Annotated in this window: 14 protein-coding genes; 6 read left to right on the top strand and 8 right to left on the bottom strand. The window is 57.2% G+C overall.

Going from position 1 to position 13,808, the window contains the following annotated elements; genetic code table 11:
* From fmt to dut, 3 genes are all read left to right on the top strand, one after another.
* Positions 1 to 1,005: a methionyl-tRNA formyltransferase gene (gene fmt / locus H6F75_RS21080; protein WP_190754415.1), complete on the top strand. Its 1,005-nt coding sequence runs from the start codon at positions 1 to 3 to the stop codon at positions 1,003 to 1,005.
* A gap of 68 nt (positions 1,006 to 1,073) precedes the next feature.
* Positions 1,074 to 1,910 carry a queuosine precursor transporter gene (locus tag H6F75_RS21075; protein ID WP_190754414.1) on the top strand — a complete coding sequence of 279 codons (837 nt, stop codon included), beginning with the start codon at positions 1,074 to 1,076 and terminating at the stop codon, positions 1,908 to 1,910.
* Between the two features lie 82 nt (positions 1,911 to 1,992).
* A complete protein-coding gene (gene dut / locus H6F75_RS21070; RefSeq protein WP_190754413.1) occupies positions 1,993 to 2,424 on the top strand; it encodes a dUTP diphosphatase in 432 nt (143 codons plus the stop codon).
* A gap of 50 nt (positions 2,425 to 2,474) precedes the next feature.
* Here the strand turns inward: dut and H6F75_RS21065 are convergent, their stop codons facing one another.
* The 4 genes from H6F75_RS21065 to H6F75_RS21050 form a co-directional block, all read right to left on the bottom strand.
* Positions 2,475 to 3,668, bottom strand: coding sequence for an alpha/beta fold hydrolase (locus H6F75_RS21065; RefSeq protein WP_190754412.1), 1,194 nt, complete (start codon positions 3,666 to 3,668; stop codon positions 2,475 to 2,477).
* A gap of 65 nt (positions 3,669 to 3,733) precedes the next feature.
* Positions 3,734 to 4,219: a nitrate reductase associated protein gene (locus H6F75_RS21060; RefSeq protein WP_190754411.1), complete on the bottom strand. Its 486-nt coding sequence runs from the start codon at positions 4,217 to 4,219 to the stop codon at positions 3,734 to 3,736.
* Between the two features lie 21 nt (positions 4,220 to 4,240).
* Positions 4,241 to 5,500, bottom strand: coding sequence for an MlaD family protein (locus tag H6F75_RS21055; protein ID WP_190754410.1), 1,260 nt, complete (start codon positions 5,498 to 5,500; stop codon positions 4,241 to 4,243).
* A 103-nt stretch (positions 5,501 to 5,603) separates the two neighbouring features.
* A complete protein-coding gene (locus H6F75_RS21050) occupies positions 5,604 to 6,473 on the bottom strand; it encodes an ABC transporter ATP-binding protein (protein ID WP_190754409.1) in 870 nt (289 codons plus the stop codon).
* Between the two features lie 420 nt (positions 6,474 to 6,893).
* Between H6F75_RS21050 and H6F75_RS21045 the strand changes: the two genes are divergently transcribed.
* On the top strand, positions 6,894 to 8,177 hold the full coding sequence (locus H6F75_RS21045; RefSeq protein WP_279308319.1) for a YvcK family protein: 1,284 nt from the start codon (positions 6,894 to 6,896) through the stop codon (positions 8,175 to 8,177).
* 78 nt (positions 8,178 to 8,255) lie between these two features.
* Here H6F75_RS21045 and H6F75_RS21040 read toward each other — a convergent pair whose 3' ends face one another.
* Entirely contained in the window at positions 8,256 to 8,519 is a 264-nt protein-coding gene (locus tag H6F75_RS21040) for a hypothetical protein (RefSeq protein WP_190702448.1), read from the bottom strand.
* A gap of 199 nt (positions 8,520 to 8,718) precedes the next feature.
* Entirely contained in the window at positions 8,719 to 8,901 is a 183-nt protein-coding gene (locus H6F75_RS21035; RefSeq protein WP_190517623.1) for a hypothetical protein, read from the bottom strand.
* Positions 8,902 to 9,465: 564 nt separating this feature from the next.
* Here H6F75_RS21035 and H6F75_RS21030 point away from each other — a divergent pair.
* Positions 9,466 to 10,089, top strand: coding sequence for an NUDIX hydrolase N-terminal domain-containing protein (locus H6F75_RS21030; protein WP_190754407.1), 624 nt, complete (start codon positions 9,466 to 9,468; stop codon positions 10,087 to 10,089).
* A gap of 67 nt (positions 10,090 to 10,156) precedes the next feature.
* Here the strand turns inward: H6F75_RS21030 and H6F75_RS21025 are convergent, their stop codons facing one another.
* On the bottom strand, positions 10,157 to 12,217 hold the full coding sequence (locus H6F75_RS21025; RefSeq protein WP_190754406.1) for a hypothetical protein: 2,061 nt from the start codon (positions 12,215 to 12,217) through the stop codon (positions 10,157 to 10,159).
* A gap of 508 nt (positions 12,218 to 12,725) precedes the next feature.
* On the opposite strand from H6F75_RS21025, the gene H6F75_RS21020 reads away from it, so the two are divergent.
* Positions 12,726 to 12,932: a hypothetical protein gene (locus tag H6F75_RS21020; RefSeq protein ID WP_190754405.1), complete on the top strand. Its 207-nt coding sequence runs from the start codon at positions 12,726 to 12,728 to the stop codon at positions 12,930 to 12,932.
* A 43-nt stretch (positions 12,933 to 12,975) separates the two neighbouring features.
* On the opposite strand, the gene bioD is transcribed toward H6F75_RS21020, so the two are convergent.
* On the bottom strand, positions 12,976 to 13,692 hold the full coding sequence (gene bioD / locus H6F75_RS21015) for a dethiobiotin synthase (protein WP_190754404.1): 717 nt from the start codon (positions 13,690 to 13,692) through the stop codon (positions 12,976 to 12,978).
* Between the last annotated feature and the right edge of the window lie 116 nt (positions 13,693 to 13,808).

The following is a 13,808-nucleotide window of genomic DNA, read 5'->3' as shown; positions in this document are numbered from 1 at the left end:
ATGCGACTTGTATTTTTTGGCACCCCTCACTTTGCTGTGCCCAGCCTCCAGCGGCTGCTGGCCGAGCCAGGGGTTGAGGTGGCCGCCGTCGTCACCCAGCCCGATCGCCGCCGGGGCAGGGGTAGCCAGGTGGATGCTTCGCCCGTCAAACAGATTGCCCTGGAGGCCAACTGTCCAGTCCTGCAACCCAGCCGCATCAAAAAAGATCAGCCGACCCTGACCACCCTAGAGGCCATCCAGGCCGATGCCTTTGTCGTGGTGGCCTACGGACAGCTGCTCTCTCAGCGCATTCTGGATATGCCTCGCTTGGGCTGCATCAACGGCCACGGCTCGCTACTGCCCGCCTACCGGGGAGCTGCCCCGATTCAGTGGTGCATTGTCAACGGTGACACCGTCACCGGCATGACCACCATGCTGATGAACCTGGGCATGGATACTGGCGACATGTTGCTCAAGTCAACCCTGTCCATTGGCCTGCTCGATACGGCTGGAGAGGTAGCAACAGCCCTAGCTCAACAGTGCGCCGGTCTGCTAGTAGAAACCCTGCACGGTCTGGCCGATGGCATTCTCAACCCGCTACCTCAGGATGAGGCGCTGGCCACCTACGCGCCCCTGATTCAGAAAGACGATTTTGAGCTGGACTGGGGCAAGGCGGCGATCGCAATCCACAACCAAGTGCGCGGCTTCTACCCCAACTGCGTCACGACCTTTCGCGGACAGCCGTTGAAGGTCATGTCCACAGTTCCCCTGGGAGAACCCTACTGGGCAGAACTGCCCTCAGATCTGGTGACAATGCGGGAGGCGGTGGCGGCCATTGTGGCCGAAACTGTCCCCCCAACTCCTCCTGGAACCCTGGTGGGATTGCTCAAGGGCCAGGGCCCTGTCGTTCAAACCGGGGACGGGCTGCTGCTGCTGCGCCAGGTCAAACCCAGCGGCAAACAGACTCAGGCGGGGAGCGATTTCGCCAATGGCAGCCGCCTACACATTGGCGAATCCCTCGGCTAGGCTAATTGCCTCATGCTCTATAGTCAGCTAGATCTATTTGGCCATCCTTTCCGCAGAGATAACGACCGATGGAAACAAAGCCTTCAGCATCGGCGGCGGTCCATGGCCCCGTACCGGAATATCTGCAAGCCCGCCGAGAAATCGTGTTTTTGGTGCTGGGCGGGCTGTTCCTTGGCACCCTAGGAATGCTCAACATTCTGGGCATCAGTCGGTTTATCAACATATTTACCTGGGGCGATTTTGTCGTCACCGTAGCGGTAGGGGTGCTGCCCTACCCCTTGACCTTTCTTTGCACCGACCTGATTTCAGAACTCTATGGCAAAGAGCGGGCCAATCAGGTGGTCTGGGTGGGGCTGCTGCTCAATCTGTGGGTGCTGTTTGTTGTTTGGCTAGGGGGCGTGCTGCCGGGGTTTGAGGCCACTGACCCAGCCACCGGCGAGCTATTGCGCGATGCCGCCGGGCGACTGCCCGTCTTCTTTGAAATTCGCAACCTCACGTTCGGGGCGGTGACGGCCTCTATGCTGGCCTACCTAATGGCCCAGTTTGTCGATGTCTATCTGTTTCACTTTTGGAAAGAACTGACCAACGGCAAGCACCTGTGGCTGCGCAACAACGGCTCTACTCTGATCAGTCAGCTGGTCGACACTATCGCCGTCGTGCTGATCACCCACTTTCTCGCTGGGGCGCTGCCCATTGATGCCGGCCAAGAGCTATGGCCGCAGCTAATTCGCTTTATGGGTTACGGCTACCTGTTTAAGCTAGTGGCCGCCCTGCTCGACACAGGGCCGTTTTACCTGGGCGTATTTTGGCTGTCAAACTATTTGGGGTTAGAATCTCCCGTTGCCCGAGTCGAAGCACCCTTGCCTGAGCCGCCCAGGGCAAAATTAACCGACGGTTCCCGATAATTTCTCTTTAAAACTGTATTTCTACAAAAGTTTTTTCTATAACCATTGCTGAGAACTTCAGGCAGAGTGGCTTAGTCTAAAAATGAAGCTCAAAATCAAAAAGATCCATGATTTGGCCATTCTTCCGTCCTATGCCCACTTAGGAGATGCCGGGCTGGATCTTTGCTCCATTGACGATGTAGACATCGCTGCGGGTGATGCCACTCTCATTCATACTGGAATTGCGATCGAGCTACCTCCAGGAACTGAAGCTCAAATCCGACCTCGAAGTGGGCTAGCGCTGAAGCACTCGGTGACAGTGCTCAATACCCCAGGAACTATTGACGAGGGGTATCGAGGCGAAGTTGGTGTGATTTTGATCAATCACGGCAAGCATTCTTTTCAGGTCGTCAAGGACATGAAAATCGCTCAAATGGTGATTAAGCCAGTACTTCAAGTCGAAATTGAAGAAATCGACGAGTTAACCCAAACCCAGAGAGGTCCGCAAGGATTCGGCTCCACAGGAATGTCATGACCCGATTGTTTTAAGAAAGCAACGGCCCATCGCCAAACCGACCAACAGGATCAAATTGGCGGTACAACCGGTAGGTCCGACACTTCGTTAATTTGCTCCAAGCTGCGGCTTTTAAACTCGGTTTGGGTCAAAAAGCGAAACGTCTCCTGATACATGGGCTTCCAGTATTCGTTGCTCATATTCTGGCTCACCTCTAGCGGGTCAACCATCGGATGGGGCACCAAGGCCTCGCTAGGAAAAGTGTATAGGTAGTGGTTATCGTAGCGCTTGAGTATTGAGGCCTGACTGAGAGACTGCGCGAATTTTTGATTGGTTTGTAGGTCAGCAGCATCTTCGTTTTCAGTCAAAATCATCAGCGTTGACTGAGGCCGCAGAGCCGCGATGTTATCTTTATTTTGCACAAACGCGCCAAATCGATTGGCGGCAGTAAAACAGCCCAACGGAAACCGTAGTTCATCCCAGCCAAATTCTTTGACATCCAATGGGCCAGCTAGGTTGATGTAGCGCTCGCGGGTTTCTCCGCCATAGACCTCTAGCAGCGGCGCAAAGGCCACCACTTTGTCAACTCGCTGAGGGTTTTTGGCCCCCAACGCCAGGGCCACGGCCCCACCAACCGATAGGCCCACTGTGTAGATGGGGCCAGGTAGCGCCTCTAGCTCGGCCAAGCGAGCCTGGGCATCGCTTAGGTAGGCCAGGTGAGACGACACAAAATAGCGGTCAAAGTCGGGGTCGTTTTCGCGCTCGATCGCGGCAATAATATCCAGCAGGCGGGGTTCTAGCTTGCTCAGGCGGGCCATCAGCCCCACCATCTGTACGGGGGTCGGGGTGGTGGCACCCTCACCAGAGGCCGCCAGGTTGGCGAGAAAGTGTTGCAGCACCGGGTCGGCACTAACTTTTTCCCGCAGGGGAATCAAAATTTCGGGTTTGAGGTCAACCTGGGGCCAGTTTTGGTCGGGATTGATATAGGCATGGCCCGCCAGCGTGGCTTGATACACATTGAAGCCGTTGCGAAACAGATAGTTGGCCAGACGCGACATCTGGTGGGGTTTGGCACTAAACCCGTGGAACATCAAGACAGTGCCCCTGACTGGGGTGTTTGCCTCATGAAACAGGTAGTAGGGAAAAGCGCCATCTCGCCGGTCGGGACGGGCGGCAATCGTTTGTACGTAGGCGTCAATGCGCTGTCGCGTGGTCTGGAGCTGATCGGGAGTCGGGGTCGTGGGGCTGGTTTGCAGGGTGACCATGAGCCTAGGGGGTGAGGACTACATCGTAACTACCGTCGGAAGACTAAAGTCGCCTCCCCTGGTTGCTACAGAGACACTAGCCCAAATTCCACCAGGGCGGGATAAAAATTGCGGTTTTCGTGGCTGGGGCGGCTGAGCTTGATTAGAGCGAAGCGTTGCAGGGGCCGCAGCGATCGCCACTGCTCCAGCCCAATTTCAGCTCCCACCGCCTGCGCCTGCGCCTGCACATCTTCAGGGATGACATTGCCGTTGTGCCAAGGAGGTTGGGGGTCAATGGCGAGGGTAGAGGCGGGAGCACCCTGCACGCGGTGCACCAGCGACTGCACGTAGGCGGTATAGGCCACGGTGGAGTCGCGATCGTTGCACTGGAGCTGGGTGAGCCGCTCGCGATCGGCCTCGCTAAACCGATGCCAGTGCTCTAGCTTGAGCTTGACGCCACAGGTGTCGAGCTTGAGGCGCACCTGCATGGGAATGCAGCGCAGTGACTCAACAAAGTCGGCCTCAAACTGAAAGAAATCGTTGGTTTCTAGAGATGTATTGGCCTGGGTCATAGCGGGTTGGGGGCAACGGTCCTAGCGGGGCTGAAGTGAATGCACATCGAGTCGGTAGGTCTGCCCCTGGTGGGTAATCGTTACCGGGGTAGGGCCAGCTCCAGTCGGCGGTGGCGGAGCAGGGATGGGGGTAAACGTGACCCGCTCAACCTGGGTGCCAGCGGCCGGGGTGAGCGACTCGGCCACCTGACTGGCCTGCTCTAGCTGGTTGGTTAGCGACACCAGACCGTTAAGCCCGTTGATCAAATCGCGCAGGTTGCGGCGCAGAACCGGGTCGCCAGTCAGTTCATCCACATCGGCCATCACCTTGTGGGCGCTTTGAAAGACGCTGCGGGCCGAATCCAAGGTTTGCTGAAGCATCACCAGATTTTCGGCGCTGTTGAAGGTGCCCGTGATCGAGCGAATATCGGCGGCAGCCACGGCGGCATCGGCGGAGAGACGCTCGAGGTTGGCAACAAATTCGCCCTGCCGTAGGGCCGGACTGAGGGTGGTGGTAATAGCTTGGATCTCGGTGGCGCTGCGATCGAGGTTGGTGAGAGTATTCACCAAGGTGCCCCGGTTAGTGACCACCAGACGGTTGACCTCAGCGCCGGTAATTTCAAACTGGGCGGCGGCGTTGCCGATATTGTTGGTGGCCCGGTTGGCCGAGGCGGCCAGCGGCCCCAACTCGGTCTGCAACTGCCGCGACAGCACAATCAGCTCCGCCGACAGCAGGCTGGCGCTCTCGGTCAGGGTGGTGGCGTTGTCAAGGGTAACTTTGAGGTCGGCAATCAGCTCTGGGTCAGAAAAGGCATTGGCGAGCCCTTCGGCCGAGCGCAGCAGTGACTCGTAGCTGGCTCCCACCTCACCGTTGAGGCGATCGCCATCGCAAATCACCGTCTGTCCGAGGCAGCTCTCCCCCGTCGGGTCGACAGCTAACTCTTGATCGCTCAGCAGTCGCGTGGGGGTAATGTCGATGGTGGTGTCGCCAATCAGCCCCGATTGGTTAACCGCAATCACGGCATCGCGGGGAATACGCAGATCGTCGCTGCCAATTTCCACCGCCACATCGACAGCATTGGCGGTAGGCATAATGCTCAACACCTGCCCTACGGGCACTCCCCGGTAGCGCACACTGGTGCCCTCCTGCATACCCAGGGTGTTGTCAAACACAATGGTGGCTCGGTAGGTCTGCCTGCCGGGGTTTAGCCCCCGCAACCACAGCACCAACCCGCCAAACAACCCCACCGCTATGAGAATTAACAGCCCCACCGATCCTTCTCGAATTGCCCTTGCCCGCATGGTGCCTCTTAACTCAACCGCTCAACGGCTTACTCACAATTCCATTCTCTACCGAATCAACTCTACCTGAGCCAGGTTAACCATGGCGCTGGCCCATCTAGTCCTACTGCACCATCTGAATTGGCCCCTCAACCCGGCCACTAAAGAACTGTCGCACAAAGGGGTTATCGGTTTCATCTACGGCAGTGACCGGCCCCTGCCACTGAATCTGGCCCCGGTGCAAAAAAATCACCCGATCGGCAGTGCGACGAATGGTGCTGTCCTGGTGGGTGACAATCAGGTATGAGCTGCACCCGTTGTTGCGCTGAATGGCGCGAATCAAATCTTCGATCACCGTGGAGGCGATCGGGTCGAGGCCGGCCGTAGGTTCATCGTAGAGCAGCAGTGCCGGTCGATCCTGAGGGTTTTCAGGGTTTGAAACAATTGCCCGGGCAAAGCTCACCCGCTTGCGCATCCCCCCCGACAGCTCTGCCGGGTAACGGCTGCCCGTACCCGGTAGCCCCACCATGTCAAGCACATCATCGACGATCTGGCGAATCTGACGGGCGGGCAGCCGAGAGTGCTGATAGAGCAAAAACCCTACATTCTCTTCCACCGAGAGGGAGTCAAACAGCGCCGCTTGCTGAAACACCATGCCAATGCCCACCGGATCGGGCGAATCTTCAATCAGCCCCTCTCGCCGGTTCCCCTGCACATAGATCTCGCCCTCATCCGGGGAAAGCAACCCAGCAATGATTCTTAAGATAGTAGATTTCCCGGTGCCCGAGGGGCCAATGATCGCCACCGCCTCACCTCGATTTAGCGTGAGATCGACGTTGTCGAGCACCTGATTGTCGTCAAACCGCTTCGAGATGCCCTTGAGCTCTAGCAAAACCTCCTCGCCGCTGCAGCCCACTTCGGGCTGGGCTGCGGGGGGGACCAAAGGGACGCTAGACTGCCCTGGGATAGTGCTGGAATCGTGGAGATCGGCCATAGACCTTACCGATGGGAGTACCCGTGTCTGCTCAGCGGTCTGGTTGCCTAGGGTTGTCGGACCAAGCAGTTGGGTTTACCAACCATTAACAGCCACTGGGCATATCCATGCCTTGACTCTATCAAATAGCCGCTAAAATCGAAGGCGCTGGTGCTCATCCTATCAAAGGCTGTTTGAAACACCTGGGCAATTTCATCCACCTACTGGGAAGTTGCCTGGGATAGGTTATTCGAGCTAGGTACGACAGCCCGATCGCCCACAGCCCTACTGTCCGTTGCAAACCGCCGCTCAGGTTGGTCAGATCGCTATCGACCTCCTTTCATGTTCTTAAAACCTTTTTATACGGCCTTGACCAGACTGTTTCGTAAGGTCGGTCGGGAGACGCTAACCCTGGCCCCGCCGCGGCGGATCAATCGGCTGATGTGGTGGCTGGCACCAGGGCTGCTGGTCAAGCGTTGGCTGTTTCTCAGCATGGCTGGGGTGCTGCTGGTTGGAATCGGCGGCATGATCTGGCTCAAGCTGACGCCGGTATTTTATACGGGGCGACTCCTGGGGGCGGCGCTGCGGGCCTTTACGACCCACGTACCCAACTACGTCAGCGGCCCCGTGGGTATCTTGCTGGGTCTGGGGCTGATTTTTTGGGGTCAGAGCCGCACCGTGGGCGCGATCACCGACGTCTTAATTCCAGGCAATGAGGAGGATCTACTTGACGCTCTGCTCACCCAGCGGCGGTTGTCGCGGGGACCAAAGATTGTGGTGGTAGGCGGCGGCACTGGGCTGTCTAACCTGCTGCGGGGCATGAAGCGCTACAGCTCGAACATTACGGCCATTGTGACGGTGGCAGACGACGGCGGCTCGTCGGGGCGGCTGCGGCGAGAGATGGGGGTGCTGCCGCCGGGGGATATTCGCAACTGCCTGGCGGCCCTAGCGGACGAAGAAAAGCTGCTGACGGAGCTGTTTCAGTATCGGTTTGAGTCGGGTAGTGGTCTGGTGGGCCACAGCTTTGGCAACCTGTTTTTGACCGCTATGAACGAGATCACAGGGGATTTGGAGCAGGCGATCGCCGCCAGTTCTAAGGTGCTAGCGGTGCGGGGTCAGGTGCTGCCCTCGACTTCAGTAGATGTGCAGCTGTGGGCCGAGCTAGAGGACGGTCGCCGGATTGTCGGTGAGTCGAAAATTACCGAGGCGCGGGGCCGGATTGTGCACATTGGCTGCCTGCCCCCCAACCCACCGGCCCTGGCCAAGGCTGTCAAGGCGATTGAAGAGGCCGACTACATTGTGATCGGCCCTGGTAGTCTCTACACCAGCATTATTCCTAACCTGCTGGTGCCCGATCTGGTGAAGGCGATCGCGGCTCGGCAGGTACCTCGCATCTACATCTGCAATATTATGACCGAGCCGGGCGAAACCGATGGGTTTTCGGTGTCTGACCACATTCGGGCGATCGACTCGGCCTGCGGCTGCTACCTATTTGATGCGGTGCTGGTACAAAAAGTGATGCCCTCCGATCCGGTGATCAGCCACTACGCCAGGGCGGGGGTAGGGCCAGTACTGCTCGATCGCGCTGCCATTCTCGACTCGGGTCGCCGCATTATCGCCGCCAACGTGATGGAAGAGAGCGCAGATCTGACAGTGCGCCACCACAGCGAACGGCTAGCGCGGGTGCTGCTGCGGTGGTACACGCGCACGCAGCGGCTTTGGTAAGCAGGGTATAAGGTTCAGGGTCTAAGGTCTAGGGCCGCATCCTTATACCTAATACCTTGCGCCCTAAACCTGTCATCCCTAGGAAGGGTCGGTGTTAAAGCGGCGACCGACCCAGCCGACGATGCCGCTGGCGATCGCCCCGGCCATTAGCACGCTAAGAGCGGGCATAATCAGCGGATTCCAGAGGGAGTACCAGAGGTCTAACCCGAGGTCGACATTCATGCTGCGCCCCAGTACTGCTACTAGAAACCAGCCCAGGCTAAGCAACACCAGGCCCAGGTCGGCCACTAGGACCCAGCTAATCAGGCTAGAGATGCGTTGTGTGATGGGCGTTTCTTTCATGGGGTTAAGGATAGAAGGCTTGGGACGAGGAATATGTTGGCAGAGATTGGGCGAGCGAGCCTCGATCGCGCTCAGCCGCAATCTTAAGTCAAAAATTAGGCTGCTCTAAGGACTAGAGCAGCCTACCAAAAAGACTAAGTATTAACTGATTGATACAAAATTTGCCTTGGCTGAGGCAGGTAGCTGGCCTGGAGTTATCTTAAGCGTCAAGATTCTGGATCAGCAGATTGTCCGGGTCAACGTAGTGACAAACGGCATCATCAACGCAAATGAGAGCCCAGCCAGAGGCCTCAATACTGACCAATTCATAGTCAGCATCCTGAACAAAAAATCCCTTGTGATTCCGGGTTTCGGGCTTGATTCCAACGGGGTTAGTAGACATGACTAATGCTCTCCAGAAAACAGCGACCAGCAATGGTAAGAAAAGCTTATGGCTTACTTGAGGAAATCCTATCACCGCCTTCATGAGAATTTTATTAAGTAATCTAAGGCTTTATTGCAGAGAAGCCGTGTAACTGGATGTTACGAGGCGATCGCACCCCTGATGTAGCTTGTCAATCCCTTGATTTATCGTTTCCTGATTGAAGAATCACATAATTTTTGCCGTCAAAGGAAGATTAACTAAAGTTTTATGAATTCTCTATCAGTTCCGCAGAATCACCGAGAAAACGGTATAAATACTCATGGATTGCGGCAGTTCTTTTAACATTTATCCGGTTTTTCTCGGATTCCTCCTTAGGTTAGGTGTATTCTCGACGGCGGCATGCCTGTTGGGTTATTAACTTGAATTGGGTCACTGTTGCACGATTATAAATGTTCGCCAAAACCGTGCATTCATCTCTGTTAGACGGCTGTCAACACATCAGAATTGCAGGAATTTGACTTTAGTGCCCAAAGCTAAGCCCTAAAATTTGGGTGATTTAATTCGATGGATTAATCGCTTCCTATGACCTCTCCATGGCTAGGCTGGATTCAGCAACTTCAGGGCATTGCCCAAACCGGGCTGCACTACAAAAATCATCCTTTTGATGTAGAGCGCTACGAGCAGATTCAGGCGATCGCCGCTGCCATGCTCGCCGCCCAAATTGAGGCCGATCCGCCCACGATTCTCAATCTCTGGCAACAAGAGCAGGGCCACGCCACCCCCAAAGTTGATGTCAGAGGCGTTGTGTTTCGCGATCAAAAAATTCTGCTGGTGCAGGAGCAATCGGATGGGCTGTGGGCTCTGCCCGGCGGCTGGGCCGACATTGGCGACTCCCCCAGCCACGCTGTTGAGCGCGAAATTTTTGAAGAATCTGGCTTCACGGCTCGGGCCACCCAACTGCTAGCCTGCTACGATCGCGCCCACCCCCGCCACGGGCACCCGCCGGCCCTGCACCACAGCTACAGGCTAGTGTTTCACTGCGAAATTACTGGTGGGCAACTCACCCCCAGCTACGAAACACCAGCCGTTGACTTCTTTGGCCCCAACGACATTCCGCCCCTTTCCCTAGGCCGCACCGGGCCAGAACAAATTCAACGCTTTTTTGACTATCTCAAAAATCCCGATCAGCCCACCGATTTCGACTAACCCACTGCCTCAACCGCCCCCACTCCTCTCACTCCCCTACCTGCCCACCCTCCCACTCCCTACTTCCTCACCCCTTCTCCCCACCCTTCTGCAACGATCCCTGAAACACCCGCCGACCGACAGGTTCGTTTTCCGAAGGCACCAGTCGCAGCGGGCTCTGTCCATTGGAACTGGCCAAAGGTTCGTAGGCGATGGTGATAGGAAAATCGCGCTGGTCGAAAGCTTCCAGCAGCGCCTGTCGGGGCAGTTCAGCGGGGTCAATAAAGGCCGGATCGTAATCAAAAAACGCTTGGCGCTGGCTTTCGATCTGCACGCCGCTGGCCCGCATTTCTTCGTCGTAGGCCAGGGTGTAGTTGACGAAGTCGGGCTGACGTTCCCCTAGCTGCATGCGGTCTTTGATCACAATGCGATTTTTAACCGTGAGGGTGTACTGGCTCGGGGCAAGGGTGTCGTCGGCAAAGTAAAGGCGCTTGAGGTCGGTTTTGGCGGCTAGGGCAACACGCTGGCCCGCTGGCAATTTGAGGCCGCTGAGGTCAAACCCAGAGCTTTTAGACACCTGGCGATCGGTGAGCGAAAATCCGGTTTCTGGGGTAGACGAGTTGAACTGGTAGGTTCTGGTCTCATCGGTGAGATTGATTGAGAGGTGGGGCAGGTCGGTGGCTCGGTTGGCCACTAGGGTAATCTCAGGGTCGGTGGCATTGGGCACTAAAAACAGGGTGAGGGTTTGGTTGGGGTCAAGCCTGAGTTCCTCAACGTTGGCTGTGTACCCTGGCCCCGTGAGCTGGAGCGTAGCGGTCTGGCTGGGTGCCGTGGTCACCCCAGTTAGGGTGACCTGGAGAGGTTGCCCCATCTGAGCGGCGGGCAGTCGATAGCTGGCGGGCACCCCGCGATTCAATCCGCCTTTGAAGGGCACTAGCTCCACGGCGTCCTGATTGCTGACAGACAGTAGGGTTAGGTCGGCGGACGCCGAGTCCTCATAGGGGGTAATGGCGAGCACCCCTTCGCCAATTAAGGTGATGTCTACGGTAGCAGCGGCTTTTGTCTCGACCTCGACCTCAGTTTCGGCCTTAGGGCCACAAAAGGGGCAGGTGAAGGGGCCAGTGGCAGCCAGCGGTTGATCAGCTGGGGGCTGTCGCCACGATCGCTGAGTCAGATCGAGGGTTTTGCTTTGCCCATCGCCTTGCAACGCCGGAGCGCTGGCGGTGGGTTGGTAGGTCCAAGTATCAGCCTGGGTGTCAAACTCCACGTGGAGGTCGGAGGGACTGTCGGGCCGACCGGCGGGGAAGTTGCTGTCATAGACATAAACCCAATACTTGCCCTGGCCTCGGTCTTCGACGCGGTAGGGGGTGAGGCTGTGGCCCTCGGTCAGAGCACCCTCCAGGCGGCGATATACCCCCATCGTGAACGGGTCGAGGGAGCCGCCGAGAAAGACCCCCAGCAGCGATCGCAAAATTTGCGTCGGCGTAAAAGTGTCGCGCACGGTCTGGGTTTGCTGAGCCACCTCAGTCACCCCCTGCATCAGAAACAGGTTGGCAATGAAGGTTTGCAGGTCAAACAGGGTGCGCACTAGACCGAACACCGTGCGCCCCAGCACGGCATTGACCAACCGCTGCCACCAGGGCAGGCGCGGCTGACCGGGCTGCCACAGGTCAAGCACCGCGGCGGCCATGCCCTCCGAGAGGCCCTGGTTCATGCGGCCTAATTGAGTTTGTAGCCAGCTTTGGGCAGCGGCGGTGAGCACGCAGGTAGTCGATGCGCCCCCGACACAAACCTGGGTGCCGAAAAGCTGTTGCAGTTGCTCAGTCAGCACCTCTTCCCAAGCCTGAGGATTGCGGGTGATATCGATGGCCTGGGTCAACTCCTGGTTAGAAAACTGGAACCCATTCACCGCCGGGTCAAAATTGGGCAGAGCCACGCTGCCGCCGGGCAGCGGTTCGAGCTGAGCCAGCCAGTCCGAGTTATCGGTAGCTGAGGCAGTCGTTGGGGCCTGCCTAGTTGCCCTCGGCGAAACGGCTGCCAGCGCGCCGTAGGGCACCAGTTGCACGGTGATATAAGTTGTGAGCAGCATGACCGACAGCCACCGCCATCGCCGCCATCGACCCAGTTTGATGCCACGAAGAATTGCCACTGCCTTGCCTGCAACGCACTGCCTGGTGATTGTAACCAAAGGGACCATTGCCTTGAGTCAGTGCCTAGGGCAGATGAGCTACTGGTCAAGCTAATTCACAAGGCTAGAACTCAAGCCCAACCGCATTCCCTGCTGACACAGGCAGTCTGCGGCTTTCATTCAGGACTGCTGAATACAGGTATAAGTCAAAAACTCAACGTCTCTCGTAGGAGCAAAGGCCGTTTGTGCCTGGCTAATTCATGCCACTGTTCAGCAACGCCCTTGGTCTGTTTTGCGGGGGCAGCCCGTCGCTTTTCGTTCTTTATTGAAGCTTCCGCCTAGGGGTGTAAAAGTGCAACCTGAGAAATGATCCTTAGGTTCATTAGATGCTTAAGCTCTTTTCTTGCAGCTTTGAGGGGAATTTTAAGCTTTGTAACAGCATTGGGGCTTCTAGTTAAAGTGATAGTCCCCTGCGATCGCCAACTTGGCTAAAATTACGACCACATCAGGGCGACTATAGGAATTAACTATGTTCTTTCAGCTACCTCCGACTCTGCCTCCTGCCGCTGCCGCTTCAGTCCCCATTGTCGAGATCATGGCTGAGTGCAAAAAGGGCAGTCGCGACTGTTTCCCTGAAGACCGAGTTGGGGTTACCGTTGAGCTCGCCAAAACGACTGTTCTTGACCTCAGAACAGAGGGCGTGACCACCGGGTTTCCTGCCGGAGTGAACGCTTAAATCAGTTAACTGCTGCTACCGCTACCGGCCGCTAAGGCTCGACCTAGCGGCTTTTTGCTAGGTTCAGTGCCGTTGCCGGATAGAGTGCCTCTAACTCTAGACTGGCGGCCGCCGCCGCCAAGGCCGTCGGTGACTCCGGAGTATGCAGGTAGGGCAGCGTGCCCAGCACCGGAATCTGGGCTAGGTTGGCGATCAGCCCCGCTGGAGCCCACTGATCGATCTGCTCAGGGGTACAGGGCTGAGGACAGTTGAGCACAATACCCCGTAGGTCGATAGCGTTTTGCCGGGCCAGGGCCACGTTGGCGATCGCCTGGGCGATCGCCCCTAGCCTGACCGGCACCACCAGCACCACCGGCAAGTGCCAAGCGGCCGCCAGATCCGCCACGGTGAGTTCGTAGGTGACCGGTGACCCCAGCCCCCCCAGCCCTTCCACCAGCACCCAGGGGTGTTGCTGGGTAGCAGTTTCCAACATGCGCCAAGCCGAGGTGAGATCTACCGAGCGACCCTCTAGAGCAGCGGCCAGGGGTGGAGCCAGGGGCGCATCAAAATATTGGGGCGTAATCGCCTCCAAACTCGTGTCAGGGAAAAAGAGGCGCTGGTACAGCTCGCGATCGCCTACCCCCGACTGAAACGGCTTCAGCACCGCCGGAGCCTGAGCTGGTCGATACTGCTGCCAGTAGGCCAATAGAGCACTGGTGAGAACAGTTTTACCCACTTCGGTGTCGGTACCAGCCACCAGTAGCGCATTCAGAGAAACCATATGCCCCTTTAGGGAAAACCTTAGTTACAGAACGGGTTCAAGGTGCAGAGTCAGGGTCTAAGGCTGCCCCCTGCACCCTATACCCCAAACCTTGAACCCTAAACCTTGAACCTCTA

The organism is Nodosilinea sp. FACHB-131 (genome assembly GCF_014695395.1).
GTDB lineage: Bacteria > Cyanobacteriota > Cyanobacteriia > Phormidesmidales > Phormidesmidaceae > Nodosilinea.
Note: the sequence above shows the minus strand (reverse complement) of the source record. Positions and strands in the feature narration are given on the sequence as shown.